This is a genomic window from Pseudomonas sp. 32_A (assembly GCF_017490905.1).
GTDB classification, from domain to species: Bacteria; Pseudomonadota; Gammaproteobacteria; order Pseudomonadales; family Pseudomonadaceae; genus Aquipseudomonas; species Aquipseudomonas inefficax.
The window spans coordinates 1-26,203 of sequence record NZ_JAFGYI010000034.1 but is presented as its reverse complement, the minus strand read 5'-3'; the positions used below and the strand labels follow the sequence as shown (position 1 = coordinate 26,203).

The window sequence follows — 26,203 nt, the reverse complement described above, 5'->3', positions numbered from 1 at the left end:
GATGGCCGCGCCAATGTCCCTGCCGCTGAGCCAGGCCAAGGCCACCCCGCGTGCGGGCGTCGCCCTGGGCGACCGATTGTTCATCGTCGGTGGCAAGAGCCTGTTGCTGATTCTTCTGGTGCTGGCGGTGCTGATGCCGCTGCTGGCGATCTTCTGGCGCGGCTTCAGTGCCGAAGCGGGCCAAGGTGGTGGCCTGCTGGCGGCCCGCGAGCTGTTCGCCAGCGAAAACTTCCACTGGCTACTGGGCAACAGCCTGTCGGTGGCCTTCACGGTGGCGGCCATCGTGGTGCCGCTGGCCTACCTGTTCGCCTATGCCCTGCAACGCACGCTGATCCCGGCCAAGGGCCTGTGGCGGGGGATTTCGCTGCTGCCGCTGCTGGCGCCGTCGATGCTGCCGGCCATCGCCCTGGTCTACCTGTTCGGTAACCAGGGGCTGCTGCGCGGTTTGCTCAACGACAACATCTACGGCTTCTGGGGCATTGTGTTGGGCGAGGCCATCTACACCTTCCCGCATGCCCTGATGATCCTGCTGTCGGCGCTGTCGCTGGCTGATGCACGCCTGTTCGACGCAGCGTCCAGCATGGGTGCCGGCCCTTGGCGGGCGTTCACCAGCATTACCTGGCCGGCCACGCGCCAGGCAGTGTTCGCGGCGTTCTGCCTGGTATTTACCCTTACCATCACCGACTTCGGTGTGCCGGTCGTGGTCGGTGGCGATTATCAGGTGCTCGCGCTGGAAGCCTACAAGGCGGTGGTCGGCCAGCAACAGTTCGGCCGTGGTGCACTGATCGGCATGGTGCTGCTGGTGCCGGCGCTGCTCAGCTTTACCGTCGATGCCTGGCTGCGCCGGCGCCAGGGCGAGGCCATGAGCGGCCGTGCCCAGGTGTTCGAGCCCAAGCCGTCGCGTGGCCGTGATGCCTGCTTTCTGATGATCGTGCTGCTGGTGTGCGCGGCGTTGCTGCTGGTGATCGGCATGGCGGTCTACTCCTCGCTGGTCACGTTCTGGCCCTACAACCTGTCGTTGTCGCTGCGTCACTACATGTTCGAGGACACCGCTGGTGGCGGTTGGCTGGCCTACCGCAACAGCGTGACCATGGCCATCGGCACCGCGCTGATCGGCAGCATGGTGATCTTCACCGGCGCCTACCTGATGGAGAAGACCCAGGGCCAACGCCTGCTCAACCAGGCGCTGCGCCTGCTCAGCTTCATCCCCATGGCCGTGCCGGGCCTGGTGCTGGGCCTGGGCTACGTATTCTTCTTCAACCTGAACGGCAACCCGCTGCATGTGTTCTACGGCGGCATGGGGCTACTGGTGGTGTGTACCATCGCCCACTACCTGACCACCGCGCAGATGACCGCGACCACCGCCCTGCGCCAGCTAGACGGCGAATTCGAGGCCGCCGCGCTGTCGCTGAAGGCGCCGTTGTACAGGCACTTCCTGCGGGTGACCGTGCCGATCTGCCTGCCGGCGCTGCTGGACATCATTCGCTACTTGTTCGTCTCGGCGATGACCACCGTCTCGGCGGCGATCTTCCTGTACAGCCCCGACACCATCCTGGCAGCCGTCGCCGTGCTGAACATGGACGACGCCGGCAACGTCGGTGGTGCCGCCGCCATGTCCACCCTGATCCTGCTGACCAGTGCCGGCGCTTCACTGCTGCTGGCCGCAGCCTCACGCGGCCTGCTGCGCCGCTCCCAAGCCTGGCGCCAACGCGCCGCGACTGTCTGACCTGTAGGGAACCTACCCATGTACAAGCACCTTGCACTTGCCGCTGCCGTTTCCGCCGTGTTCAGCCTGCAGGCTTCGGCCGCTGGTACCCAGCTGACGGTCTACACCGCCCTGGAAGCCGAACAGCTGAAGAGCTACAAGCAGGCCTTCGAGAAGGCCAACCCGGACATCGAGATCAAGTGGGTCCGTGACTCCACCGGCATCATCACTGCCAAGCTGCTGGCCGAGAAAGACCGCCCGCAAGCCGACGCGGTGTGGGGCCTGGCCGCTTCCAGCCTGGCCATCCTCGACCAGAACGGCATGCTCGAAGCCTATGCACCGAAGGACCTGGGCAAGATTGCCGCCAACTACCGCGATGCTGCCAACCCGCCAGCCTGGGTCGGTATGGACGTGTGGGCCGCCACCATCTGCTTCAATACCATCGAGGCCGAGAAGCAGGGCCTGAGCAAGCCGGTGAGCTGGCAGGACCTGACCAAGCCTGAGTACAAAGGCAAGATCGTCATGCCTAACCCGGCCTCGTCCGGCACCGGCTTCCTGGATGTCAGTGCGTGGTTGCAGACTTTTGGCGAGCCGCAGGGTTGGGCGTACATGGATGCGCTGCACCAGAACATCGGCCAGTACGTTCATTCCGGTTCCAAGCCGTGCAAGCTTGCCGCAGCGGGTGAATTCCCGATCGGTATCTCGTTCGAGTACCCGGCCGTGCAGCTCAAGCGCCAGGGCGCGCCGCTGGATATCGTGCTGCCGAAGGAAGGCCTGGGTTGGGAGATCGAGGCGACTGCGGTGATCAAAGGTTCGCCAAAAGCGGATGCGGCCAAGCGCCTGGCTGATTTCTCGGCAAGCCCGGCGGCCATGGAGCTGTACAAGGAGAACTTTGCCGTGCTGGCTGCGCCGGGTATTGCCAAGCCGCAGACCGAGCTGCCGGCGGACTATGAACAGCGCCTGATCAAGAACGACTTTGCCTGGGCCTCGAAGAACCGTGACCAGATCCTGGCCGAGTGGCGCAAGCGCTATGACGGCAAGTCGGAGAAGGTGGCCCAGCAGTAACCTGCACCGGCCTCTTCGCGGGTGAACCCGCTCCCACAGGAATAGCGCACATCTCAAGGAATGTGAGATACCTGTGGGAGCGGGCATGCCCGCGAAGAGGCCAGACCTGCCCACTCAGAATTGTGAAACCAGCGCCTCCAGCTGCTCCTGCCGCTCAGCCTGATTCAGCTTCGCCCCAGGGTTCAACGTGGACCATTGCGGGTGCGCCCGCGCCTTGCTCAGCGCCTCCGGCAACTTGCCCTCCCGCCAGGCTTTCTCATCCAGTTCCCCCAGCCGAATGCTGTCCTGCGCCGCATGCCCGCGGTTTTCCAGCGCCACCATCAACTGCTGCTGACGCAAGGCCAACAAGCGCAACACCGTATCGTCCACCGTCAGCTCGCGCTTGCCCTTGAGCTTGCCCATCAACCGTGAACCATAGTTGCGCGCCGTTTGCAGCGCGCCGCCGGCAATCGCCCCGGCCAGGGCGGCAGCCCCCAGTGTCAGGCCGCCGACCAGCAGGTCCACCCCGGCACCCGCCGCAGCACCGGCGGCCACACCACTGCCCAGGCGCACGCCCAGCAGCTTCAAGGTTTCGGGGTTGAACAGGTCATCGCCCCAACGGCCATCCAGCAACGGCAGGTCACTGGCATGGGCGTCCTCGCGGCGGAAGGCATATAGCTTGAGCAGTGCTTCGACGCAGCGCTGTTCGCGCTGGCGCACCTCCTGCCGCAATGCCTCGATGGCCCGGGCTTCGGCAGCCGGGTCGGTCTCGACGCTGCGCCGGCAGGCGGCGCAGTCCAGCAGCAGCTCGGCAATCAGGCGCTTGCCGCTGTGCCGGCGCGCCAGGCGCTGTGCCTGCTGGTCATCGATCAGCCGCTGCAGGGCCGGTCGGGCGTCCTCCAGCAGCAGGGCCAGGCTTTCGTACAAACGGCGCTCGCCATCCTCTGGCGGTGCCACGCTGTCAAACCGCACCAACGCGTGAAGCCCAAGCCTGGCAAGGGCTTCACGCCATTGCGGCTCGCGGTGCTGATGGCTGGCGACGAAATTGAGCACCGGTAGCAGCGGCTTGCCGCAGCTGGCCAGCACTTCCAGTTCGTCGCGGTATTTGGCCAGCACCGGTTCACGGGCGTCGATTACATACAAGCCGGCATTGCTGGCCAGCAGCTGGCGTAGCACCTTGGCTTCCTGCTCGAAACGCTGGCGTGCCTCGCTGCCTTGCAGAAAGCGCTCGAGGCGGGCCGGACCATCCAGGCGCTCACCCGGGCGCTCCAGGCGCTCGAGGTAGTCGAGCAGGGCGATGGCGTCTTCCAGGCCCGGGGTGTCGTACAGCTCGAGCAAGGGTTCGCCGTCCACCGACAGCCGCGCACCTTCCACATGGCGGGTGGTGCTGGGGCGGTGGGAGACTTCGCCAAAGCCGACATCGCGCGTCAGGGTGCGCAGCAGCGAGGTCTTGCCGACGTTGGTGTGGCCGACCACGGCCAGTTTCAGCGGCTCAGTCATGGCCATGCTCCAGCCAGGTCAGCGGCGAGGTATCGGCATACGCCAGGCCAAGGCGGTCGAGGGCTTCGTGCCAGTCGCCCAGGCGCTGGGCGTCCAGGGCCTCGCCCGGTGCGGCCTGCAGTAGCCAGATACGGGTGGCACCGGCGTTGCGTGCCAGCTCGGCGAGCAGCGCCAGGCTGCCACGGTCGGGCGAGCGGCGTGGGTCGCAAGCGATGGCCAGGCGTGCCGGTGGAAAACGGCTGAGCTGTTCGAGCAGGCGGTTGCGCGATTCGCGGCTGTCGAGCACGCCAGCACTGGTCACGTTTTTCGGCAGGGCGGGCGGCCAGGGGTGCTGGTCGTCCAGCTCCAGGCCGACCAGCAGGGCACCACTGCTGCCGCTTTCCAGTTGGCCAGCGGCAAACTGCGGCAGTGCTTCGGGCGCGGCATCCTGGACACCGATGCGTTCGCTGCGCGGCATCAGCGCTTCACGCAATTGCGCGTAACCGGGCAGGCTCAGGTCCGGCGCCAGGCGCTGGCGGCCTTGGCGCCAGCGCCACAGGCTCAGCCCGGCCAACAGCAGGCGCGGCAGCAGGCCGTACACCAGCACCACGCCAAGCAGCCAGCTGGCCCAGGCCTGGCGCGCCAGGTCCAGGGCCGGCTGGCTATCGCCGCTGGCGCGGATCATGGCCTCGTCGGGTACCGTGAAGCCCAGCAACGAGGGCAGTGCGCCCAGGGCCCGGGTCAGGTGGATGAACGGGTCGGCGGCGAGCAAGGTGGTCTCCCAGACAAAGCCATAGCGCCGGGTCGCCAGCAGGGCCAGCAGCATGCCCAGCGCGGTGATCATCCCCAGCAGCCACAGGCCATGCACCAGCAGGCCGAGCAGCCAGCGGTTGAGGCGCTGGCGTTGCAGCAGCACCAGCAGCGCCGGTGCCAGGTGCGCGGCCTTGGCGTCGCGGGCAAAGCGTTCGCTCAACCATAGCCACAGGCGGCCCAGCCCCGCGCCATGCTCGCCGCTCAGGGCAAAGCCGATGGCCCAGCCCAGCAGCATCAGCAGGTTCAGCCCGAGCAGGCTGCCCAGGGCCCAGAACACATTCACCGGGCGCTGTCCGTCGCCCAGGGCGGCCAGCGCCAACCCTGCGCCGCTGAGCATGGCCAGCACCAGCAAGGCCAGCAACGCCAGGCGTGCACCCTGTTTCCAGTGGCGCAGGGCGGTGCTGATGCCGTCGCGTTCGGCCAGGAACAGGGCACGGGTTTCGATGCGGGCCGCCAGGTCACCGCCTGCCTGGCGGGCGCGGCGGTTGGCTTCCTGGTCCTCCAGGGGGCCGGCATGTTCCTCGCGCAGGCGTATCGCTTCGGTGAGCCAGCGCTTGTCCAGTGAAGTCGGTGCGGTCACAAGGTCTTCCATTGCACAGGTCAGGGCAGAAGCATAACCCACACGCCCGGTGCTATCCTCGCTGGCATGAATACATCACTCCCCCTCAGCCTGATCGCGGCTCACGCCGAGAACCGCGTGATCGGCATCGACAACTCCATGCCCTGGCATCTGCCGGGGGACTTCAAGTACTTCAAGGCCACTACCCTGGGCAAGCCGATCATCATGGGGCGCAAGACCTGGGACTCGCTGGGCAGGCCATTGCCAGGGCGATTGAATATCGTCGTCAGCCGCCAGGCAGGGCTGGAACTGGCGGGGGCCGAGGTGTTTGCATCGCTGGAAGAGGCGCTGCTGCGGGCCGAGCAGTGGGCGCGGGAGAAGGGTGTCGATGAGCTGATGCTGATTGGCGGGGCGCAGCTGTATGGGCAGGCGCTGGAGAAGGGGTTGGTCAGCCGGATGTACCTGACGCGGGTCGAGCTGTCGCCGGAAGGGGATGCGTGGTTCCCGGAGTTTGATCGGGAGCAGTGGAAGCTGGTGTCGAGCGAGGCGCAGGCTGAGGAAGGTAAACCTGCGTACCACTTTGAGGTTTGGGACAGGGTTTGAGATTTTGGGGCTGCTTTGCAGCCTATCGCGACACAAGGCCGCTCAGGGACCAAGTGAGGTCGAGGCCTGCGCGGTCCCTGTGGGAGCGGGTTCACCCGCGAAGAATCCAACGCGGTGCATGGCACCGGCTTCGCCGGTGTTCGCGGCTAAAGCCGCTCCCACAGTGGCTCGGCAATCCGTCAGGTATGGCTCAGCTCGGCATGTTCATCGCCAGCCAGCACATTCTTGTCGGTCTCTTTCAGCAGCTGGCTGGTCACCACCCCTGCGGTCATCGAACCGTTCACGTTCAACGCCGTACGGCCCATGTCGATCAGCGGCTCTACCGAAATCAGCAACGCCACCAGTTCCACCGGCAAGCCCATGGCCGGCAGCACGATCAGCGCGGCGAAAGTTGCACCGCCGCCCACACCGGCAACACCTGCCGAACTCAGGGTGACGATGGCCACCAGGGTGGCGATCCACAGCGGGTCGAAGGTATCGATGCCCACCGCCGGTGCCACCATCACCGCCAACATGGCGGGATAGAGGCCGGCGCAGCCGTTCTGGCCAATGGTGGTCCCGAACGATGCACTGAAGCTGGCAATCGACTGCGGTACGCCCAGGCGGCGGGTTTGCGCTTCGATGTTCAGCGGAATGCTTGCGGCGCTGGAGCGGCTGGTGAAGGCGAAGGTCAGTACCGGCCACACCTTGCGGAAGAAGCGCAGCGGGCTCACGCCGGTGGCGGCGAGGATAACGCCGTGCACCACGAACATCAGCGCCAGACCCAAATAGGACACCACCACGAAACTGCCCAGCTTGAGGATGTCTTCCATGTTCGAGCTGGCCACCACCTTGGTCATCAGCGCCAGAACGCCATACGGGGTGAGCTTCATCACCACCCGCACCAGGCGCATCACCCAGGCCTGCAGGGTGTCGATGGCCGTCAGCGCGCGTTCGCCTTTCTCGGCATCGTCCTTGATCAGCTGCAGCGCAGCCAGGCCGAGGAACACGGCAAAGATCACCACGCTGATGATCGAGGTCGGCTTGGCCCGTGCCAGGTCACCTACCGGGTTGCTGGGGATGAACGACAGCAGCAGCTGCGGGATGTTGAGGTCGGCAACCTTGCCAGCGTAGTCGCTGTGGATAACCTGCATGCGCGCGCTTTCCTGCGCGCCAGCTACCAGGCCTTCGGCGCTGAGGCCGAACAGGTTGGTCAGGACGATGCCGATCAACGCAGCGATAGCGGTGGTCAGCAGCAGGGTGCCGATGCTCAGCACGCTGATGCGGCCCAGCGAAGAGGCGTTGTGCAGGCGCGCCACGGCACTCAGGATCGAGGCGAAGATCAGCGGCATGACGATCATCTGCAACAGGCCGACATAGCCGTTGCCGACCAGGTCGAGCCAGGTGATGGTGGCCTTGAGCACAGGGTGGCCAGCGCCATAGATGGTATGCAGGACCAGGCCGAACACCACGCCCAGCACCAGGCCCAGCAATACCTTCTTGGCCAGGCTCCAGTCGGTGCGGCGGGTTTGTGCCAGGCCCAGCAGCAGGGCCAGGAACGCCAGCAGATTAAGGGACAGCGGCAGATTCATTGAAGCTCCAGCGGAAAAAAGCAGAAGAGGCATCGCCTCTGTGAGCGATTGCGAACGGAAATGCTAACAGCCTGAAAACAAACGAATTTATACCTAAATCGAATGTGCATAGTCGTTTATGGAATAACGGCGTGTCGCGGATTGCAATGAACAAGGCGTTTGCAGTTGCATGAGGGTCGTTATCGAGGCCTGTCGACGGGGATTGTTGCACTAGCGTTTCCGGGTCATTTCAGGAGATTCATGCATGAAATTCGCTCCGAAAGCCGTCGCCATCAGCCTGTCCCTGCTGTTCAGTATCGAAACCTTCGCCACCGAGCTCAAACACTGGCCCGCCGAGGCAGCCAGGCAGCTCGACAGCATGATTGCCGCCAATGCCAACAAGGGTAACTACGCGGTGTTCGACATGGACAACACCAGTTACCGCTACGACCTTGAAGAGGCCTTGCTGCCGTTCATGGAAAACAAAGGCCTGCTGAGCCGCGACAAGCTCGACCCCTCGTTGAAGCTGATGCCGTTCAAGGACACCGCCGAGCATAAGGAAAGCCTGTTCAGCTACTACTACCGGCTGTGCGAAGTCGATGACATGGTCTGTTACCCGTGGGTGGCCCAGGTATTCTCCGGCTTTACCCTGCAGGAGCTGAAAGTGCAGGTGGATGAGCTAATGGCCTCGGGCAAGCCGATCCCCGCCACCTATTACGAAGGGGACCAGGTCAAGGCCATCGAGGTACAGCCGCCCAAGGTCTTCAAGGGCCAGACCGAGCTGTACAACAAGCTGATGGAGAACGGTATCGAGGTCTACGTGATTTCCGCCGCTTCCGAGGAGCTGGTGCGCATGGTCGCGTCGGACCCCAAGTACGGCTACAACGTGAAGCCGCAGAACGTGATTGGCGTCAGCCTGTTGCTGAAGGACCGCGCCAGCGGCCAGTTGACCACCGCACGCAAGCAGATCAGCGCCGGGCAGTATGATGCCAAGGCTAACGTGGGGCTGGAGCTGACCCCGTACCTGTGGACCCCGGCCACCTGGATGGCGGGCAAGCAGGCGGCGATCCTGACCTATATCGATGAGTGGAAGAAGCCGGTGCTGGTGGGGGGCGATACGCCGACCAGCGATGGCTACATGCAGTTTCATGGGGTGGATGTGGGCAAAGGCGGCATCCACTTGTGGATAAACCGCAAGGCCAAGTACATGGATCAGATGAACGGGATGATTGCCAGGAATGCCGCGGCGCAGGCCAAGGAAGGGCTGCCGGTGACGGCGGACAAGAACTGGGTGATCGTGACGCCGGAGCAGATTCAGTAAGCCATGGGGTGCCTGTGCTGGCCTCTTCGCGGGCGCGCCCGCTCCCACAGAGACCCCACAGCCTTTGAGCCAGGCACCGTACCTGTGGGAGAGGCCTCTTCGCGGGTAAACCCGCTCCCACAAGGACCCCACTGCCTTTGAGTCAGGCGCTGTACCTGTGGGAGCGGGTTTACCCGCGAAAGGGCCCTTGCAGGCATAAAAAAACCGGCGCTCTGGGCGCCGGTTCTTCTTTCACACCTTCAGAGCCTCACAGCCCTTCGAGCATAGCCTTGTTACGCACAGCACCCTTGTCGGCACTGGTCGCCAGCAGGGCATAGGCCTTCAGCGCGGTGGTCACCTTGCGTGGGCGTACTTCAGCCGGTTTCCAGCCCTTCTTGTCCTGCTCGACTCGGCGCTCGGCCAGCTCTTCGTCGCTGACCTGCAGGTTGATCGAACGGTTCGGGATGTCGATCAGCACCTTGTCGCCGTCGCGCACCAGGCCGATGGCGCCGCCAGCGGCGGCTTCCGGCGAGGCGTGGCCGATCGACAGGCCCGAGGTGCCGCCCGAGAAGCGGCCGTCGGTGAGCAGGGCACAAGCCTTGCCCAGGCCCTTGGACTTCAGGTACGAGGTCGGGTACAGCATTTCCTGCATGCCCGGGCCACCTTTCGGGCCTTCGTAGCGGATGATCACGATGTCGCCGGCCTTCACTTCGTCAGCGAGGATGCCGCGTACGGCGCTGTCCTGGCTCTCGAAGATCTTCGCGGTGCCTTCGAATACGTGGATCGACTCGTCGACGCCGGCAGTTTTCACCACGCAGCCGTCCAGCGCGATGTTGCCGTACAGCACGGCCAGGCCGCCTTCCTGCGAATAGGCGTGCTCGACACTGCGGATGCAGCCTTCGGCACGGTCCAGGTCCAGGCTCGGCCAGCGGGTCGACTGGCTGAACGCGGTCTGGGTCGGGATGCCGGCAGGGCCGGCCTTGAAGAAGGTGTGCACGGCTTCGTCATCGGTCTGGGTGATGTCCCACTTGGCGATGGCTTCTTCCATGCTGCGGCTGTGCACGGTCGGCAGGTCGGTGTGCAGCAGGCCGCCACGGGCCAGCGAGCCGAGGATGCTGAAGATGCCGCCGGCACGGTGCACGTCTTCCATATGATACTTCTGGATGTTCGGCGCAACCTTGCACAGCTGTGGCACCTTGCGCGACAGGCGATCGATGTCGCGCAGGTCGAACGCTACCTCGGCTTCCTGGGCTGCAGCCAGCAGGTGCAGGATGGTGTTGGTCGACCCACCCATGGCGATGTCGAGCATCATGGCGTTCTCGAACGCCTTGAAATTGGCGATGTTGCGCGGCAGTACCGACTCATCGTTCTCGCCGTAGTAACGCTTGCACAGCTCGACGATGGTGCGGCCGGCGGTGAGGAACAGCTGTTCGCGGTCGGCGTGGGTGGCCAGGGTCGAACCGTTGCCGGGCAGGGCCAGGCCCAGGGCTTCGGTCAGGCAGTTCATCGAGTTGGCGGTGAACATGCCGGAGCACGAACCGCAGGTCGGGCAGGCGCTGCGCTCGTATTCGGCGACTTTTTCGTCGGAAGCCGAGGAGTCGGCGGCAATGACCATGGCGTCGACCAGGTCCAGGCCGTGGCTGGCCAGCTTGGTCTTGCCGGCTTCCATCGGGCCGCCGGACACGAAGATTACCGGGATGTTCAGGCGCAGGGCGGCCATCAGCATGCCGGGGGTGATCTTGTCGCAGTTGGAGATGCACACGATGGCGTCGGCGCAGTGGGCGTTGACCATGTACTCCACGGCGTCGGCGATGATCTCGCGGCTTGGCAGCGAGTAGAGCATGCCATCGTGGCCCATGGCGATGCCGTCATCGACCGCGATGGTGTTGAATTCCTTGGCCACGCCACCGGCGCGTTCGATTTCGCGGGCGACCAGCTGGCCCAGGTCCTTCAGGTGCACGTGGCCCGGGACGAACTGGGTGAACGAGTTGGCGATGGCGATGATCGGCTTCTTGAAGTCTTCGTCCTTCATCCCGGTGGCACGCCACAGGGCACGGGCGCCGGCCATGTTGCGGCCTTGGGTGGAAGTCTTGGAACGATAATCAGGCATGAAACACTCCTGGCGGCTTAATCAGGTCACTAAAAGGGGAGTGAGCTTCTCTATGTCCTTTGCGCCGCAGGCCGGTTGCCACTGGCACGGATGGGGGCCGAAGACCGCGCGGGATCGCCGCGTGCTTGGGCAGAGCTCATAAACCCGCCGGGGATGACTGGCGATGAATAGGCCGATTCTACACCGCTGGCGCGGCGAGGGAATGCAGATATGGATAGTTGGCCCTTTTGAAGCCTGAGGGGACTCTGTGGGAGCGGGTTCACCCGCGAAGACGGCGGTAGCCACGCCATCGCATTCGCGGGTAGACCCGCTCCCACAGGGTCAGAGTTGCCTTGTCTGTCAGCTGTTGGGCAGCAACCGACAGGTAATGCTCTTGATGTAGCGGGTTTCGGCGATGGCCGGGTGCACCGGATGGTCCGGGCCCTGGCCGCCGCGCTCGAGCAATTGCATATTGCGGTCCAGATGGCGGGCGCTGGTCAGCAGGATGTTGTGCAGGTCGTCCTCGGGCAGGTGCATCGAGCACGATGCGCTGACCAGGATGCCGTCCTTGGTCAGCATGCGCATGGCCTGCTCGTTGAGGCGGCGGTAGGCTGCTTCGCCGTTTTTCAGGTCCTTCTTGCGCTTGATGAAGGCGGGTGGGTCGGCAATGATCACGTCGAAGCGCTCTTCGGCGGCCTTCAGTTCGCGCAGGGCCTCGAACACATCGCCTTCGATGCAGGTCAGCTTCTCGCTGATGCCGTTCAGCGCGGCGTTGCGCTCGACGCCGTCCAGGGCGAAGCCCGAGGCATCCACGCAGAACACTTCGCTGGCGCCGAAGGCGCCGGCCTGCACGCCCCAGCCACCGATGTAGCTGAACAGGTCGAGCACGCGCTTGCCTTTCACGTACGGCGCCAGGCGTGCACGGTTCATGCGGTGGTCGTAGAACCAGCCGGTCTTCTGGCCTTCGCGTACCGGGGCTTCGAATTTGACGCCGTTCTCTTCCAGCGGCACCCAGTCCGGTACTTCGCCGTAAACGGTCTCGACATAGCGCTGCAGGCCTTCGGCGTCACGCGCGGCGGAGTCGTTCTTGAACAGGATGCCGCTTGGCTTGAGTACCTGTACCAGGGCTGCAATCACGTCGTCCTTGTGCGCTTCCATGGTGGCCGAGGCCAGTTGCACCACGAGGATGTCGAAGAAGCGGTCTACCACCAGGCCTGGCAGCAAGTCGGAGTCGCCGTAGACCAGGCGGTAGCACGGCTGGTCGAACAGGCGCTCGCGCAGCGACAGGGCGACGTTGAGGCGGTGCACCAGCAGCGATTTGTCCAGCGGCAGCTTGATATCACGCGACAGCAGGCGCGCGCAGATCAGGTTGTTCGGGCTCAGCGCGACGATGCCCAGCGGCTTGCCATTGGCTGCCTCGAGAACAGCCTGCTGGCCGGCCTGGAAGCCTTGCAGCGGGGTCGCGCTGACGTCGACTTCGTTGCTGTAGACCCACAGGTGGCCGGCGCGCAGGCGGCGGTCGGCGTTGGCTTTGAGGCGTAGGCTGGGCAGGGACATGACGTCGCTCCGGGAAAAAAGAGCGGGATTATAGCCTGTTGCCTGGGCACGCGTCCCTTGCAGGAGCGGCCTTGCGTCGCGAAAGGGCTGCGCATCGGTCCCCGGAACTTCAGCAGCGGCGCATAAATTGCCGGGGCCGCTTTGCGGCCCTTTCGCGACACAAGGCCGCTCCTACAGGTCTCGCGTAGGCCATGAGATGGCGTCAGGCTGCCAATGCCTTGATCAGTTGCTGGTTGAACGCCGGAATGTCATCGGGTTGGCGGCTGGTGATCAGGTTGCCATCGACTACCACTTCTTCATCCACCCAGTCCCCCCCTGCATTGCGGATGTCGTCCTGCAGGGTCTTGTAGCTGGTCAGCCGCTTGCCCTTGGTTAACCCGCACGACACCAGCAACCAGCCACCATGGCAGATCACCGCCAGCGGCTTGCCAGCCGAATCGTGGCTTTTCACCAGTTTCTGCGCAGCGGGGATCAACCGAATCGTGTCAGAATTTTGCACGCCGCCGGGCAACACCAGGGCATCGTAGAGGTCCAGGTGGGCGCTTTCGAAGGTTGCGTCCACGGCGAATTCATCGGCCGGCTGGTCGTGGTTCCAGCCGCGTACCGTTCCCTCCTTGTCGCTGAGGATGTCCACCACCGCGCCGCTCTGTTCCAGGGCCTCGCGAGGGCCTGTCAGTTCCACTTGCTCGAAGCCGTCGGTGACCAGGAAAGCCACTCGCTTGCCGTTCAGTTCTGCACTCATGGGCCTTGCTCCTTTGCTTGATGAATATGAGAAGGAGGCCTGGATGGATAAGGTAAAGTTCCGGCGCAACGATTCAGTGGTTGGTCCCTTTCCGCTCTGGAGGGTTAGAATCGGCGGTCCCAAACGAGTGTGCACGTATGTCCCAAGAACTCAGCGCCGAACAGATCCAGCAAGCCTTGCAAGGCATCACCATCCCGCCGCAACCGCAGATCATGGTCGACCTGCAGTTCGAGCAGTACATGCCTGACCCTGACCTGGAAACCATCGCCAAGCTGATTTCCCAGGACCCGGGCCTCTCGGGCGCCTTGCTCAAGCTGGTCAACTCCCCGCATTTCGGCCTTTCCAACAAGATCGGTTCGATCCAGCGCGCGGTGAACCTGCTGGGCAGCCGTTCGATCATCAACCTGATCAACGCCCAGTCGATCAAGGGCGAGATGTCCGACGAGACCATCGTTACCCTCAACCGCTTCTGGGACACCGCCCAGGACGTGGCGATGACCTGCCTGACCCTGGCCAAGCGCACCGGCATCCAGGCGGCGGACGAGGCCTACACCCTGGGCCTGTTCCATGACTGTGGCGTGCCGCTTATGCTCAAGCGCTTCCCCGACTACATGGAGGTGCTGGAAGAAGCCTATGCCAAGGCCGACGAGGAAACCCGCGTGGTCGATACCGAAAACCGCGCGTTCAACACCAATCATTCGGTGGTCGGCTATTTCACGGCCAAGTCCTGGCGCCTGCCCGAGCACCTCAGCGCGGCCATTGCCAACCACCACAACGCCCTGGCGGTGTTCCGCGACGAGAGCTCGCGCAATACCCAGAACCAGCTGAAAAACCTGCTGGCGGTGCTGAAGATGGCCGAACACATCTGCGCATCGTACCGGGTGCTGGGCAACCAGACCGTGGACCACGAATGGAATGTGGTCGGCCCGCTGGTGCTCGATTACATTGGCTTGTCGGAATACGATTTCGAGAACCTCAAGCAGAACATTCGCGAGTTGGGCGGGCACTGACACATGCCGGAATTGCCAGAAGTAGAAACCACCCGGCGCGGTATTGCGCCCCATCTGGAAGGCCAGCGCGTCAGCCGGGTGGTGGTGCGTGACCGGCGCCTGCGCTGGCCGATTCCGGAAGACCTGGATGTGCGCCTGTCGGGGCAGCGCATCGTCAGTGTCGAGCGGCGCGCCAAGTATCTGCTGATCAATGCCGAGGTCGGCACCCTGATCAGCCACCTGGGCATGTCGGGCAACCTGCGCCTGGTCGAGCTGGGCCTGCCGGCGGCCAAGCATGAGCATGTGGATATCGAGCTGGAGTCGGGGTTGATGCTGCGCTACACCGACCCGCGCCGCTTTGGCGCGATGCTGTGGAGCCTGGACCCGCTCAATCACGAGCTGTTGCTGCGCCTTGGGCCGGAGCCGTTGACCGACCTGTTCGGCGGTGAGCGCCTGTTCCAGCTGTCACGCGGCCGATCGATGGCGGTCAAGCCGTTCATCATGGACAACGCGGTAGTGGTGGGTGTGGGCAACATCTACGCAACCGAGGCGCTGTTTGCCGCCGGCATCGACCCTCGTCGGGAGGCGGGCGGGATTTCCCGGGCGCGCTACCTGAAGTTGGCGATCGAGATCAAGCGCGTGCTGGCGGCGGCGATCGAGCAGGGTGGCACCACGCTACGCGACTTCATCGGTGGCGACGGGCAGCCTGGGTACTTCCAGCAGGAATTGTTCGTGTACGGACGGGGCGGGCAGCCGTGCAAGGTATGTGGCACGGAGTTGCGCGAGGTGAAGCTGGGGCAACGGGCCAGCGTGTTCTGCCCGCGCTGTCAGCGCTGAGGCTAGGGCCGCTGTGCGGCCCAATTCGCGGGTGAACCCGCTCCCACAGGTACAGCGCAGGCCTTGAGGGTAGTGCAATACCTGTGGGAGCGGGTTTACCCGCGAACAAGGGCGAAGCCCTTGCCATACAGCGATCAGGCTTTGCCGGTGATTCGGCGGTACTTGGCCATCAGTTCTTCTTCGGTTTCCGGGTGCGCTTCATCCAGCGGGATGCAGTCGACCGGGCAGACCTGCTGGCACTGCGGCTCGTCGTAATGACCCACGCACTGGGTGCACAGGTTAGGGTCGATCACGTAGATCTCTTCGCCTTGGGAGATGGCCTCGTTCGGGCACTCGGGTTCGCAGACGTCGCAGTTGATGCAATCGTCGGTGATGATCAGGGACATGGGGACTCCGGCCGGGGCTCAGCGCCCGGGCATGTTCAACGCAGTGGGCACAATTGTGCCGCATTCGCGCCCGCAGTGCACGCGGGCGCGATGATCAGCCGCTAAAGATTACTTCTTGAAGCGTTCGGTCAGCGCATCTGCCACCACTGGGTGGACGAACTTGCTGATATCCCCCCCCAGCGCGGCAATTTCCCGGACCAGGGTCGAGGAAATGAACGAGTAGCGCTCCGAAGGCGTGAGGAACAGGCTTTCGACGTCGGGCGCCAGTTGCCGGTTCATGTTCGCCAGCTGGAACTCGTACTCGAAGTCGGACACCGCACGCAGGCCGCGCAGGAAGACGTTGGCGCCCTGTTCCTTGGCGAAATGCGCCAGCAGCGAGGAGAAGCCGATGACTTCGACATTGGGCAGGTGCTTGGTGACCTCACGGGCGAGACCCACCCGTTGTTCCAGCGGGAACAGCGGGTTTTTCTTGGGGCTGGCCGCCACCGCGATGATCACGTGGTCGAACAGCCGCGAGGCGCGCTCGACCAGATCGCCATGGCCTTTGGTAATGGGGTCGAAAGTACCCGGGTACAACACTCGGTTCATCGCGTCATCCTGGCTGGAGTGCGTTGGGGAGTCGGATGGTAGCGCAGCGACGGCGCCCCGGCCAAGTCATGCGGCCGGCTGATGGCACTATAGACAGGGGCCCGGTTGCTTGTCATGCGCTGTGTGCCAGGCGGGCGACCAGCGCTTCGGTGAGCTTGGCGCTGATGGCATACACCGACAGTTGCGGGTTGGCACCGATGCTTGTGGGGAACAGCGAGCCGTCGTGAATCGACAGGTTTTCCAGCTGGTGATGGCGGCCAAGGCTGTCGCACACCGCCTGGCGCGGGTCGTCGCCGAGGGCGCAGCCACCCATCACGTGGGCGCTGCCCAGGCGCGTGCGGAAGGGCTCCAGGTGCAATTTGTCGATCATGGCCAAGGCCTGCTCCAGGCTGGATGCAGCGCTGGCATCGCTGTGCACCGGGGTGACCTGGGTGGCGCCGGCGGCGAACTGGATCTGCGCCATGCTGCGATAGGCGCGGCGCAGACCGTCGCGCAGGTAGTCGGTGATCGGGTAATCGAGCACCGGTGAGCCATCGCCGCGCAGCTCCACGGCGCCGCCCTGGCTTTGCGGGTGGAAGCCGTCACGCAGCAGCGCCAGCATCACGTGGGTGTGTGGCAGTTCGGCCATGCGCCGGGCATTCTCGTGGCCATGCCCGCCCAGCAGCGTGCTGGCCAGGGCAGGGTGCAGCGGAGGTACTTCCAGCTTGTAGCCAACCGGGCCGTCGCTGCCGTCTTGCCACTGGAAGTGGTCACTGTAAATGGACTGCGGCGCGCCGTAGTAAGGGTCGATACGGTCGTTGAAGCGTGCAGCGCTGAAGTTGACCAGGTGCAGGAAGGTGCGTTTGCCAAGGCGTCCGTGCGGGTCGGGCGCGTCGGAGCGCAGCAGCAGGGCCGGGCTGTTGATGCCGCCACCGGCAAGGACGTAGTGACGTGCGCGAACGCGGACCTGCCGGCCTGTGGCGTGTATGCCCTGGCTATCCAGGGCCTGGCATGACAAGCCCTGGATGCGCTCGCCGTTGTGTTCGAAGCGCTCGGCCCGAGCCAGGTACAACAGCTCGCCGCCCCGTTCCAGGGTGGCGGGAATTCGCGTTACCAGCATCGATTGCTTGGCATTGACCGGGCAACCCATGCCGCAGTAGCCCAGGTTCCAGCAGCCGCGCACGTTGCGTGGGATCACTGCCCAGTGATAGCCCAGCTGTTCGCAGCCACGGCGCAGCACGTCATTATTGGCATTCGGTGGCAAGGCCCATGGGGTGATGCCCAGTTCCTGCTCGATGCGTTCGAACCAGGGGCGCATTTGCTCTTCGCCCAGGCCGGTCACGTCATGGGCCGCGGCCCAGTGCGCCAGGGTCTGTGGCGGCGTGCGAAAGCTCGAGGTCCAGTTGACCAGCGTGGTGCCGCCCACGGCACGGCCCTGGAGGATGGTGATGGCGCCATCCTTGCTCATGCGGCCCAGGCCTTCCTGGTACAGGCTGGCATAGGCTTCGTTTTCCAGCAGGTGGAAATCGCTGCTGGTCTTCAGCGGGCCTTCTTCGATCAGCAGCACCTTGAAGCCGGCAGTGCTGAGCATCTGTGCGCTGGTAGCCCCACCGGCGCCGCTGCCGATCACGGCAACGTCGGCCTCCAGCGTGAGGTCGTGCTCCAGGCGCGACGCGTCGTGGGTGATCCAGCCGCGTTCCAGGCCTTGGCGAAAGGGGTCGGGTACAGGCATTGGCGCTGCTCTTGTCGTTTTCAGATTTTCGGTGGCCCCGGGTAACCGCAGTTGGCCCAGGATTCAGGGCGTTCGTACCAGGCCATCTGCAGCAACTGCAGCAGCGAGGCGTGGCCCATGCGCAGCAGGTTCAGCGAGCTGCGCTGCCAACGTTGCAGGAAGGCCGTGACCTGCGCGGCGCTGGCGTATTCCCATGCGCCCCAGACACCGGTCAGTGGGCCGCGGGTGAGCGGCAGGTTGAGCACGTCGAACAACTGCCGGGTGAGCTTGAGCATTTCCGGCGACAGCGCCGCCAACTTGTGGTCGAGGCTGTGCAGCACCAGAGTCTCGGCGGCCTGCGTGCCGGCCAGTACCACCGGGATCAGCGCGTTCAGCAGCGGCAGGTCGTCGTCGCGCAGTACCTGGTAGCCCGTCGCGGCTGTCTGTGCGCTGCAGCCGACCAGGCTGGTACCGGCCAGAAAGACGCTGGCGCCAAGGCTGAAACGCAGCAGGTCGCGGCGGTGCATGGGCCGGCCCTCAGCGGATGAAAAGCTTGAAGACCAGACGCTGCAGGGCTTTGCCATAAGGCGGGTAGATCAACCGGGCAGCGTTGAGGCGTTGCTTGGCCAGCACCGCCTTGGCCTTGCTGAAGGTCAGGAAGCCGTCATGGCCATGGTAATGGCCCATGCCTGAAGGGCCGATGCCACCGAACGGCAAGTCATCCTGAGCCACGTGCAGCAGGGTGTCGTTCAGGCATGCCCCGCCGGAGTGGGTGTGGCGCAACACCTGCTCCTGAGCGGCGCGGTCATAGCCGAAGTAGTACAGCGCCAGAGGGCGCGGGCGCTGGTTGATATAGGCCAGTGCCTGCTCGAGGCTGTCGTAGGGCACCAGCGGCAGCAGCGGGCCGAAGATTTCGTCCTGCATCACCTGCATGCCGTCGTTCACCTCCAGCAGCAGGTGGGGTGGCAGGCGCCGGCCCTGGCGGGTTTCACCGGGGTACAGGTCGAGCACCTGCGCACCTTTGGCGTGGGCATCGTCCAGCAGGTGCTGCAAGCGCTGCAGCTGGCGCGTGTTGATGATGGCGGTGTAGTCGGGGTTGTCGGCGATGCGCGGGAACAGCCGGTGTACGGCACGCTGGTAGGCTTCGCTGAAGGCCTCCAGCCGCTCGCGTGGCACCAGTACGTAATCGGGGGCGACGCAGGTCTGCCCGGCGTTGAGGGTCTTGCCGAAGGCGATGCGCTCGGCGGCGCTGTCCAGCGGTACGTCGGCCGAGACTATGGCTGGCGACTTGCCGCCCAGTTCCAGAGTGACGGGGGTCAGGTTGTGCGCCGCAGCCAGCATTACCTGGCGCCCGACGCTGGTGGCACCGGTGAACAACAGGTGATCGAACGGCAGGCGGGCAAAGGCCTGACCTACCTCGACCTCGCCGAGCACCACGCTGACCAGATCGGTGGGGAACACCTGCTCCAGCAGTCGCTTGAGCGCCTGGCCAGTGGCGGGCGTGGCTTCGCTGAGCTTGAGCATGACCCGGTTGCCGGCGGCCAGGGCACAGGTCAGCGGGCCGATGGCAAGGAACAGCGGGTAGTTCCACGGCACGATGATGCCGACCACGCCCAGGGGTTGGTAGCGCACCTGAGCGCTGGCCGGCTGGAAGGCCAGGCCGACCTTGCGCCGGCTGGCGCGCATCCAGCGCTGCAGGTGCTTTTCGGCGTGGCGCAGGCCTTGCACCGAGGGCAGCAGCTCGGCCAGCAAGGTCTCGTCGGCGCTGCGCCCCTCAAAGTCCTGGCCGATTGCCTCGATCAGTTCGGCCTGGCCGGCCAGCAAGGCTTCCCGCAGGCTTTTCAGCCATTGGCGCCGCTGCGCCGCCGCTGGCAAGGGGTTGCCGGAAAAGGCCTGGCGCTGGGTGGCGAACGTCGCCGCAAGGTCGAGGTCGGATTGCACAGGGGGCAAGGCACTGGGCGAGTTCATGGCGGCTTCGAGTCCGGGCAGGGAATCCCTAGAGCCTATACTCTAATTTGTACCATGGTGCGAATTTTTCCGCGTTGTCGAGCGGTGCATTCCATTGCCAATACGCCGTAAGATGACCCTTTGATGAAGGCCCGCAGACTGGGAGCTGAGCATGGCCCCGCGCATGAAGACCCGAGAGCGCATCGTGCAGAACAGCCTCGAGCTGTTCAACCAGCAGGGCGAACGCAGCGTCAGTACCAACCACATTGCCGCGCACATGGAAATTTCGCCCGGCAACCTGTATTACCACTTCCCCAACAAGCAGGCGATCATCGCTTTGCTGTTCAGCCAGTACGAAGAACTGGTGGACAGCTTCCTGCGCCCGCCGCAAGGCCGCGCGGCGACCGTGGAAGACAAGCGCTTCTACCTCAAGGCCCTGCTGGCGGCGATGTGGAACTACCGTTTTCTGCATCGCGACCTGGAGCACCTGCTGGACAGCGACCCGGAACTGGCCGCCCGTTATCGGCGCTTTTCCGAGCGCTGCCTGCGCCAGGGCCAGGCGATCTACCGCGGCTTCGTCGAGGCGGGCATCCTGGCCATGGCACCAGCGCAGATCGAATCGCTGACCATCAACGCCTGGATCGTGTTGACGTCCTGGGTACGTTTTCTCAGCACCACGCGGGAGCATTCCGCGCACCTGGGTGAAGAAGCCTTCAAGCGCGGCGTCTACCAGGTACTGGTGCTGGAGCTCGGCTTCGTCACCGACAACGCCCGCAATGCGGTGGACGCCCTTTGCCAGGAATTCCATGTACCGTTCAACCAGGCCCTGGAGCACTAGCCCAGGGCCTTAGTGCTATCGATAGTGCCATCGATCAGGAGATTGTCATGCCCCTAGCGCAATTGATCACCCCGCAGCAGTTGGCTGAGCGTCTGGGCTCGCCCAAGTTGGTGATCCTCGACTGCCGCTTTGCCCTCGAGGATGTGGACTATGGCCAACGCAGCTATGCCCAGGGGCATATTGCCGGGGCGCATTTTGCCGACCTGGAGCGTGACCTCAGCGGGCCGGTGAGCAAGGGGCGCACCGGGCGCCACCCGTTGCCGGGTGCACGCCGGCTGGTCGAGCGCTTGCGTGAGTGGGGCCTGGACGACGACAGCGAGGTGGTGCTGTACGACGACGGCCCTGGTGCTTTTGCCGCCCGTGCCTGGTGGCTGCTGGCCTGGCTGGGCAAGCGCAGCGGCGTGGCGATCCTCGACGGTGGCCTGAAGGCCTGGCATGCGGCGCACCTGCCGCTCAGCCTGGACCCGCCGCTCAAGCGGGAAGGCACCTTCAACGGTGAGCCGGACGGCAAGCTGCTGATCGATGCCGAGCACCTGGCCAAGCGCTTGGGTAACGCAGACCTGACCTTGATCGATGCGCGTGCCTTGCCGCGTTTCCGTGGCGAAGTGGAGCCGATCGATCCGGTGGCCGGGCATATTCCCGGGGCGCAGTGCGCGGCATTTACCGACAACCTGGGAGCCGATGGGCGTTTCCTGCCGCCGGAGCAGCTAAAACAGCGCTTTGCTGAAAAGCTGGCCGGGCGTGCGCCGGAGCAGTTGGTGGCGTATTGCGGGTCAGGGGTGACGGCGTGTCATAACCTGTTTGCCCTGGCGTTGGCGGGGTATCCGCTGGGCAAGCTGTATGCCGGGTCGTGGAGCGAGTGGATCAATGATCCGGAGCATGGTGTGGCTACTGGCGAATAACAATGTATCTGCGGTTTTAGCAGGGACTCTGTGGGAGCGGGTTCACCCGCGAATACCGGCAGAGCGGGTGCCATCCACCGCGCCGGATTCTTCGCGGGTGAACCCGCTTTCACATGGATCGCGCAGTCTCAGGATATTCGGGACTAGCTACCTTCCACCAACCACTGCGGAATGCGCCGCTCCAGGTAGTACCCCGGGTTGCGCAGGCTGCCATCGACAAAGCCCACATGGCCGCCGCGGCTGTGCAGTTCGAAGCGGGTCTGCGGCGCCAGTTCGCGGGCCGTTGGCAGGCTGTGGCCGGAGACGAAAGGGTCATCGCTGGAGTGGATGATCAGCGTCGGCGTGCGGTTCTGGCCGAGGAAGAAATGACTCGATGAGCGGCGGTAGTAGTCGTGCGCATCGCGAAAACCGTTCAGCGGTGCGGTGACCTTGCCGTCGAAATCCCAAAACGTGCGCAGGTTACCCAACGGCCCCAGCCGTTGCAGCGTCGCCAGCCCTTCATGCTGGCCCTTGTCGTGGAAGTGCCGCTGCTTGAGCTGCACATAAGCCAGCATCTCGCGCATGAAATGCGCCTGGTACACCTTTGAAAAGCCCTGGCCGATGCGGTCGGCGCAGTGGTCCAGGCGAAACGGCACCGACACTGCCACCGCAGCCTGCAACTGGCTGGCGACACCGCTTTCGCCCAGGTACTTCAGCAGCACATTGCCCCCCAGCGAATAACCCACCGCATACAATGGCGCCAAAGGGCGCTGGGCGCGCAGGTGGCTGACGATTTCGGCCAGGTCTTCGCTGGCGCCGGAATGGTAGCTGCGTGGCAGCAGGTTGGGCTCGCCCGAGCAACCGCGCCAGTTCACCGCCACACTGGCCCAGCCGCGGCCTTGCAGCGCTTGTTGCAGGCCTTTGACGTAGGGCGAGTGGGAGGAACCGGTCAGCCCGTGCAGTACAAGCACCAACGGTGCATGCGGCTGGTGCGGGCCGTGCCAGTCCAGGTCTATGAAATCGCCATCGGCCAGCCACAACCGTTCGCGGTTGCGTTGCAGTTCGGGCAACTTGCGCCACAGGGGCCCCCACAGGGTTTGCAGGTGGGGGTTGGACAGGCCGATGGCCGGGCGGAATGTGGCGCTGGGGCTGGGCATGCTGGGCGACTCGTGATGTGCCTGCCTAGAGTGCCATGGAACAGCGCCACTGTACCTGCGCTATTGGTCGACCGGCGGTGCAACCGGCAGCGGCAATTGCTCTGTAACCGGGCCAAGCGTGACGAAAACCTGCGCGTCATGGTTCAACCATACCTGCGCGGCTTCACGCAGGTTCGCAGGCGTGAGTGCCCCGAGCTTCTCAAGGAAGGTGGCCAGGTGGTCTCCCGGTAACCCTTGATGGCTGTATGTCGCCAGCGCTTGGGCAAGTTTCGCGTTGTTTGCCAGATTGTGATGCAGTTTGCCTGCTATCTGGTTCACAGCCACATCGCATTCCGCCTGGCTGGGGCCCCGGTCGCGAAGGCACGCCAGTATGCCCGACACCAGCGCACCGGCCGCGTCTCTGTATTGAGGCGCGGTATCCCAGTGAATTTGCAACAAGCTCGCGGCGTCGAGTGGCTTCAAGTCGGAATAGATGGAGTAGGTCAGGTTTCGCAGGGTGCGTAACTCTTGCGACAACCGTGATTCATAGGTACTGCCGAGAATCACGTTCAGCAATGTCAACGCAGGGAATACCGGGTCGCGTGGTGACGCCTTGGACGAAACCGTCAGTATTGCTCGGGTCGCGCCCCCGGCGGCTTCCAGGTGCTGCACAAGTGGCTGATGTTCGGGCGCCGGTGGCGGGGCTGTTGCGGCCCACTCTTGCGGTAGAGCCCGGACGAGGTCGTTGATGAGTTGCTCTGCTTCTTCGCGGGTGAGGTCTCCCACCAGGCCGATATCGAGGTTGTTGGCCGAGTAGGCGCGTTGGTGGAAAGCCCTTATCTGCTCGTCGCTGATACTGGAGATAGTGTCCGCGGTGAGGCGGGAGGCATATGGGTGGCCTCTGAAGACATGTGCGGTTGTCGTGTCTGCTAGCCGTATCAAAGGGTGGTTGCCTAGCTTGGCCCGATTGAAAGCTATACGCTCGCGGATTTTTGCCACGTCAGGTTCACGAAAAGCAGGCCGAGCCAGCATGTCGGCAAGCAACTGCATGACGCTGGCACGTAACGTTGGCAGGCTCAGGCAGCGTAGTGTGATGACAGCACTGTCATCGCTGATTCTTCTGCTCAGGATTGCACTATAACCCTCTATCTGCTGCGCAAACTGCGCTGCATCGAGCTGCTCGGTCCCTTGATCCAGGCTATACAGTACAAGCGCTGCAAGCCCTGGGTTGGTGCCGTCGAGGACGCTGCCCGCGCGAAAGCGCAGTGCCAGGTCGAACATTGGACGGCCATGGGTTTCAATGAAGCTGACTTTCGCGCCTTCAGCGGTTTGCCACAGTTCCGGCGCGGCTTGCAAGGGTGGAACCTGACCAAGCTCGATATCCTGTGTGGACCGCAAATTGGCCATGGCCGCGAGGGCGGTATCGGTAGCGGGGCCGTCGCACAGCAGGGGCCGGGCGGTAAGGGAGTTGTTGTGGTTCATGCTGGCGCTCCTGGCTGAAGGTAGGTGATGGTCAGCCGTTCGCGTCCCAGATAATCCAACGCCACTTGTTGCACCTTCGCGCTCCCGAGATGGCGGATGATGGCGATGTCCTGGTCGATAACCGAGGCTGGAAGGCCGACGGCGGCGGCCGCGCCGATCTGCTCTGCCTGCGAAGCAAGGTCGTCGCGGCTGTATAGACGGCTCGCGAGCATGCGCAGCTTCGCGCGCTCGAGCTCCTCTGCGGACAGAACCTTGCTCCGCAGCTCGTCCACATGCTGGTAAACGGCCTCCGCGGCCTCTTCCGGCGTGGCGTTGGCGGTGTTCACATAGGCTGAAATCGTTAGCAGCGTGTCGCCCCGAACCAGCGGGTCATACGTCGTCCTGACGCCTGTCAGCATGCGTTTGTCCCGTACCAGATCGCTATACAGCCTGGAGCTGAAACCTTCGCCGAGCAGTTCGCTGAGCAGTTCCAGTGTTGGTGCCGTTGCCGTGTCCGGGGCGGTAGCTTTGCCTGGGACGTTGAACGACATGATGAGTCCGTCGCGTAATCCGGGCAGGCTCACAACATGGCTGCGTGCCTGTAGCAGCGTGTCGTGGCGCGGCACCGGCCGGTCGGCGATCGGTGCCTTGGGCAAGCTTGCGAAGTAACGTGTTACCTGTTGCCGAAGTGTTGGCAAATCCACGCTGCCGGCAACCACGAGGGTGGCATTGTTTGGCTGGTACCATGTGCGATACCAGGTACGGAGGGTCTCCAGCTTGATGTTGCCAAGGTCGGCCGGGTAGCCGAAAGTCGGGGCAGCGTAGGGGCTGGCCCCGTGTGCCAGAGCGCTATGCCGATCGAAGGCTTGTTGATCCGGTTGGATATCGAACTTGAGCCGGCGTTCGTCCTCGACCGCCTTGATTTCCCGGTCCATTTCGGGCTGAGCGAAGGTCGCGCTGTCCATGGCGTCGGCCATGATTTCCAGTGCGATTGGCAGGCGGGAGGCCGGTAGCGAGATTTCGTATGAAGTGGCGTCCAGGTGCGTGGTGGCATTGGCCTCGCCACCAATGCGCGCGATCACTCGGGAATACTGGCCGGCCGCAAGCTTGCTGCTACCTTCGAAGATCAAATGCTCCAGAAGGTGTGACAGGTTGGTATGGCCGATTGGTTCATCGCTGGAGCCCACGTGATACCAGAGTTGGACTGCGGCCAGCGAGGTATGGTGATCTTCCCGCAGGTAAACGGACAGGCCGTTTTCCAGGGTGAAATGCTGCAGCGGCGCGGGGGCGGCAGAAGCAAGTGCCGCAAGCCCCGCAGAAACCTTGTCGAGATCGACGGGCAAAGGTGTAGGCAAAGTCATCGTTGAAGTGCTCTGGTTGGGGTGAACCAGAACAGCTTCAGCGAATGAATGAGCCCGCCTGCACTAGATAATTAGCCCCGCTGCCAGAGTGCATAGTGCACCTGGCCGGTCTTTTTCTCGCGGTGCAGGCGCCAGTTGCCCGGCAGTTGCAAGGTCGACGGCGCAGCTTCGCTTTCGGTATAGACCCACGCCTGCTCGCGCAGCCACTGGTTCTGTTCCAGCAGGTTGCAGGTGTCTGCCAGCAGGTCCTGGTGGAACGGTGGGTCGAGGAACACCACGTCGAACTGCTGCTTGGCCGGGCCTTGCAGATAGCGCAGGGCGTCGGTCTGCAGGATTTGCCCGCGCGGGCAGCGCAGGATCTCGAGGTTGTTCTTCAGGTTGGCGATTGCCGCCGGGTTGCTGTCCAGCGCCACGGCGTCTTCGGCCCCGCGGGACAGGGCTTCGAGTACCAGGGCGCCGCTGCCGGTGAAGGCGTCCAGCACGCGGGCGCCCTCGATGTATGGCGCCAGCCAGTTGAATACGGTTTCCCGCACGCGGTCGGGCGTTGGTCGCAGGCCTTCACCTTCGGGCACTGCCAGGCGGCGGCTGCGCCACTCGCCGGCGATGATGCGCAGGTGGCCCTGGCCCTTGCTTTGGCCCGATTGGGGG

Annotated in this window: 23 protein-coding genes; 8 read left to right on the top strand and 15 right to left on the bottom strand. The window is 64.2% G+C overall.

Annotation, left to right across the window (positions count from 1 at the left end):
- The first annotated feature begins 1 nt into the window (after position 1).
- Both J5M58_RS19295 and J5M58_RS19290 read left to right on the top strand, forming a co-directional pair.
- Entirely contained in the window at positions 2–1,726 is a 1,725-nt protein-coding gene (locus tag J5M58_RS19295; protein WP_207879185.1) for a putative 2-aminoethylphosphonate ABC transporter permease subunit, read from the top strand.
- A gap of 18 nt (positions 1,727–1,744) precedes the next feature.
- The gene (locus tag J5M58_RS19290; protein WP_085592463.1) at positions 1,745–2,770 is read left to right on the top strand and encodes a putative 2-aminoethylphosphonate ABC transporter substrate-binding protein; all 1,026 of its coding nucleotides are present in this window, start codon (positions 1,745–1,747) and stop codon (positions 2,768–2,770) included.
- A gap of 114 nt (positions 2,771–2,884) precedes the next feature.
- On the opposite strand, the gene J5M58_RS19285 is transcribed toward J5M58_RS19290, so the two are convergent.
- Together J5M58_RS19285 and J5M58_RS19280 are read right to left on the bottom strand one after the other, a co-directional pair.
- Positions 2,885–4,249: a GTPase/DUF3482 domain-containing protein gene (locus J5M58_RS19285; RefSeq protein WP_207879183.1), complete on the bottom strand. Its 1,365-nt coding sequence runs from the start codon at positions 4,247–4,249 to the stop codon at positions 2,885–2,887.
- Positions 4,242–5,633: a DUF2868 domain-containing protein gene (locus J5M58_RS19280; protein WP_207879181.1), complete on the bottom strand. Its 1,392-nt coding sequence runs from the start codon at positions 5,631–5,633 to the stop codon at positions 4,242–4,244. Before J5M58_RS19280 ends, J5M58_RS19285 begins: the two co-directional genes overlap by 8 nt.
- 54 nt (positions 5,634–5,687) lie before the next feature.
- On the opposite strand from J5M58_RS19280, the gene J5M58_RS19275 reads away from it, so the two are divergent.
- On the top strand, positions 5,688–6,203 hold the full coding sequence (locus J5M58_RS19275; RefSeq protein ID WP_112249729.1) for a dihydrofolate reductase: 516 nt from the start codon (positions 5,688–5,690) through the stop codon (positions 6,201–6,203).
- 179 nt (positions 6,204–6,382) lie between these two features.
- Here the strand turns inward: J5M58_RS19275 and J5M58_RS19270 are convergent, their stop codons facing one another.
- Entirely contained in the window at positions 6,383–7,774 is a 1,392-nt protein-coding gene (locus J5M58_RS19270) for an L-cystine transporter (protein ID WP_112249728.1), read from the bottom strand.
- A gap of 244 nt (positions 7,775–8,018) precedes the next feature.
- On the opposite strand from J5M58_RS19270, the gene J5M58_RS19265 reads away from it, so the two are divergent.
- Entirely contained in the window at positions 8,019–9,074 is a 1,056-nt protein-coding gene (locus J5M58_RS19265) for a haloacid dehalogenase-like hydrolase (protein ID WP_112249727.1), read from the top strand.
- A gap of 247 nt (positions 9,075–9,321) precedes the next feature.
- Here J5M58_RS19265 and ilvD read toward each other — a convergent pair whose 3' ends face one another.
- From ilvD to J5M58_RS19250, 3 genes are all read right to left on the bottom strand, one after another.
- Positions 9,322–11,163, bottom strand: coding sequence for a dihydroxy-acid dehydratase (ilvD, locus tag J5M58_RS19260; RefSeq protein WP_112249726.1), 1,842 nt, complete (start codon positions 11,161–11,163; stop codon positions 9,322–9,324).
- Between the two features lie 339 nt (positions 11,164–11,502).
- Positions 11,503–12,699 carry a class I SAM-dependent rRNA methyltransferase gene (locus tag J5M58_RS19255; RefSeq protein ID WP_133976112.1) on the bottom strand — a complete coding sequence of 399 codons (1,197 nt, stop codon included), beginning with the start codon at positions 12,697–12,699 and terminating at the stop codon, positions 11,503–11,505.
- Positions 12,700–12,901: 202 nt separating this feature from the next.
- Positions 12,902–13,441: a type 1 glutamine amidotransferase domain-containing protein gene (locus J5M58_RS19250; RefSeq protein ID WP_112249723.1), complete on the bottom strand. Its 540-nt coding sequence runs from the start codon at positions 13,439–13,441 to the stop codon at positions 12,902–12,904.
- Between the two features lie 191 nt (positions 13,442–13,632).
- Between J5M58_RS19250 and J5M58_RS19245 the strand changes: the two genes are divergently transcribed.
- Together J5M58_RS19245 and mutM are read left to right on the top strand one after the other, a co-directional pair.
- On the top strand, positions 13,633–14,451 hold the full coding sequence (locus J5M58_RS19245; RefSeq protein WP_181457298.1) for an HDOD domain-containing protein: 819 nt from the start codon (positions 13,633–13,635) through the stop codon (positions 14,449–14,451).
- Positions 14,452–14,454: 3 nt separating this feature from the next.
- Positions 14,455–15,267 (top strand): bifunctional DNA-formamidopyrimidine glycosylase/DNA-(apurinic or apyrimidinic site) lyase, encoded by an 813-nt coding sequence (gene mutM / locus J5M58_RS19240; protein WP_112249719.1) that lies wholly within the window; start codon positions 14,455–14,457, stop codon positions 15,265–15,267.
- A 134-nt stretch (positions 15,268–15,401) separates the two neighbouring features.
- On the opposite strand, the gene J5M58_RS19235 is transcribed toward mutM, so the two are convergent.
- The 5 genes from J5M58_RS19235 to J5M58_RS19215 form a co-directional block, all read right to left on the bottom strand.
- Positions 15,402–15,653, bottom strand: a complete 252-nt coding sequence (locus tag J5M58_RS19235) for a YfhL family 4Fe-4S dicluster ferredoxin (RefSeq protein WP_013974644.1) — start codon at positions 15,651–15,653, stop codon at positions 15,402–15,404.
- Between the two features lie 108 nt (positions 15,654–15,761).
- Positions 15,762–16,241, bottom strand: coding sequence for a pantetheine-phosphate adenylyltransferase (coaD, locus tag J5M58_RS19230; protein ID WP_112249717.1), 480 nt, complete (start codon positions 16,239–16,241; stop codon positions 15,762–15,764).
- Between the two features lie 112 nt (positions 16,242–16,353).
- Complete coding sequence (locus J5M58_RS19225; RefSeq protein WP_207879179.1) at positions 16,354–17,952, bottom strand: GMC family oxidoreductase; 1,599 nt, start codon at positions 17,950–17,952, stop codon at positions 16,354–16,356.
- Between the two features lie 20 nt (positions 17,953–17,972).
- On the bottom strand, positions 17,973–18,458 hold the full coding sequence (locus J5M58_RS19220; RefSeq protein ID WP_112249713.1) for a twin-arginine translocation pathway signal protein: 486 nt from the start codon (positions 18,456–18,458) through the stop codon (positions 17,973–17,975).
- Between the two features lie 10 nt (positions 18,459–18,468).
- Positions 18,469–19,899 (bottom strand): coniferyl aldehyde dehydrogenase, encoded by a 1,431-nt coding sequence (locus J5M58_RS19215; RefSeq protein WP_207879177.1) that lies wholly within the window; start codon positions 19,897–19,899, stop codon positions 18,469–18,471.
- 151 nt (positions 19,900–20,050) lie between these two features.
- Between J5M58_RS19215 and J5M58_RS19210 the strand changes: the two genes are divergently transcribed.
- Positions 20,051–20,716, top strand: coding sequence for a TetR/AcrR family transcriptional regulator (locus J5M58_RS19210; RefSeq protein WP_025340981.1), 666 nt, complete (start codon positions 20,051–20,053; stop codon positions 20,714–20,716).
- A 47-nt stretch (positions 20,717–20,763) separates the two neighbouring features.
- Positions 20,764–21,618 (top strand): sulfurtransferase, encoded by an 855-nt coding sequence (locus J5M58_RS19205; protein ID WP_207879175.1) that lies wholly within the window; start codon positions 20,764–20,766, stop codon positions 21,616–21,618.
- A 143-nt stretch (positions 21,619–21,761) separates the two neighbouring features.
- Here the strand turns inward: J5M58_RS19205 and J5M58_RS19200 are convergent, their stop codons facing one another.
- The 4 genes from J5M58_RS19200 to rsmD all read right to left on the bottom strand — a co-directional run.
- Positions 21,762–22,754, bottom strand: coding sequence for a hydrolase (locus J5M58_RS19200; protein WP_112249706.1), 993 nt, complete (start codon positions 22,752–22,754; stop codon positions 21,762–21,764).
- A 60-nt stretch (positions 22,755–22,814) separates the two neighbouring features.
- Positions 22,815–24,215 carry a pitrilysin family protein gene (locus J5M58_RS19195; RefSeq protein ID WP_207879173.1) on the bottom strand — a complete coding sequence of 467 codons (1,401 nt, stop codon included), beginning with the start codon at positions 24,213–24,215 and terminating at the stop codon, positions 22,815–22,817.
- A complete protein-coding gene (locus J5M58_RS19190) occupies positions 24,212–25,555 on the bottom strand; it encodes a pitrilysin family protein (RefSeq protein WP_112249702.1) in 1,344 nt (447 codons plus the stop codon). Before J5M58_RS19190 ends, J5M58_RS19195 begins: the two co-directional genes overlap by 4 nt.
- Before the next feature lie 71 nt (positions 25,556–25,626).
- On the bottom strand, positions 25,627–26,203 hold a 577-nt coding region (gene rsmD / locus J5M58_RS19185; protein ID WP_207879171.1), incomplete at its 5' end, for a 16S rRNA (guanine(966)-N(2))-methyltransferase RsmD.

Excerpts from the sequence above, each read along its gene's own strand:
- coaD (WP_112249717.1), bottom strand. The coding sequence starts at position 16,241 with ATGAACCGAGTGTTGTACCCGGGTACTTTCGACCCCATTACCAAAGGC.
- J5M58_RS19200 (WP_112249706.1), bottom strand. The coding sequence starts at position 22,754 with ATGCCCAGCCCCAGCGCCACATTCCGCCCGGCCATCGGCCTGTCCAAC.
- J5M58_RS19220 (WP_112249713.1), bottom strand. The coding sequence starts at position 18,458 with ATGCACCGCCGCGACCTGCTGCGTTTCAGCCTTGGCGCCAGCGTCTTT.
- J5M58_RS19205 (WP_207879175.1), top strand. The coding sequence starts at position 20,764 with ATGCCCCTAGCGCAATTGATCACCCCGCAGCAGTTGGCTGAGCGTCTG.
- mutM (WP_112249719.1), top strand. The coding sequence starts at position 14,455 with ATGCCGGAATTGCCAGAAGTAGAAACCACCCGGCGCGGTATTGCGCCC.
- J5M58_RS19235 (WP_013974644.1), bottom strand. The coding sequence starts at position 15,653 with ATGTCCCTGATCATCACCGACGATTGCATCAACTGCGACGTCTGCGAA.
- J5M58_RS19255 (WP_133976112.1), bottom strand. The coding sequence starts at position 12,699 with ATGTCCCTGCCCAGCCTACGCCTCAAAGCCAACGCCGACCGCCGCCTG.
- J5M58_RS19275 (WP_112249729.1), top strand. The coding sequence starts at position 5,688 with ATGAATACATCACTCCCCCTCAGCCTGATCGCGGCTCACGCCGAGAAC.
- J5M58_RS19250 (WP_112249723.1), bottom strand. The coding sequence starts at position 13,441 with ATGAGTGCAGAACTGAACGGCAAGCGAGTGGCTTTCCTGGTCACCGAC.
- J5M58_RS19210 (WP_025340981.1), top strand. The coding sequence starts at position 20,051 with ATGGCCCCGCGCATGAAGACCCGAGAGCGCATCGTGCAGAACAGCCTC.
- J5M58_RS19280 (WP_207879181.1), bottom strand. The coding sequence starts at position 5,633 with ATGGAAGACCTTGTGACCGCACCGACTTCACTGGACAAGCGCTGGCTC.
- J5M58_RS19265 (WP_112249727.1), top strand. The coding sequence starts at position 8,019 with ATGAAATTCGCTCCGAAAGCCGTCGCCATCAGCCTGTCCCTGCTGTTC.
- J5M58_RS19195 (WP_207879173.1), bottom strand. The coding sequence starts at position 24,215 with ATGAACCACAACAACTCCCTTACCGCCCGGCCCCTGCTGTGCGACGGC.
- J5M58_RS19270 (WP_112249728.1), bottom strand. The coding sequence starts at position 7,774 with ATGAATCTGCCGCTGTCCCTTAATCTGCTGGCGTTCCTGGCCCTGCTG.
- J5M58_RS19215 (WP_207879177.1), bottom strand. The coding sequence starts at position 19,899 with ATGAACTCGCCCAGTGCCTTGCCCCCTGTGCAATCCGACCTCGACCTT.
- ilvD (WP_112249726.1), bottom strand. The coding sequence starts at position 11,163 with ATGCCTGATTATCGTTCCAAGACTTCCACCCAAGGCCGCAACATGGCC.
- J5M58_RS19225 (WP_207879179.1), bottom strand. The coding sequence starts at position 17,952 with ATGCCTGTACCCGACCCCTTTCGCCAAGGCCTGGAACGCGGCTGGATC.
- J5M58_RS19285 (WP_207879183.1), bottom strand. The coding sequence starts at position 4,249 with ATGACTGAGCCGCTGAAACTGGCCGTGGTCGGCCACACCAACGTCGGC.
- J5M58_RS19295 (WP_207879185.1), top strand. The coding sequence starts at position 2 with ATGGCCGCGCCAATGTCCCTGCCGCTGAGCCAGGCCAAGGCCACCCCG.
- J5M58_RS19190 (WP_112249702.1), bottom strand. The coding sequence starts at position 25,555 with ATGACTTTGCCTACACCTTTGCCCGTCGATCTCGACAAGGTTTCTGCG.
- J5M58_RS19290 (WP_085592463.1), top strand. The coding sequence starts at position 1,745 with ATGTACAAGCACCTTGCACTTGCCGCTGCCGTTTCCGCCGTGTTCAGC.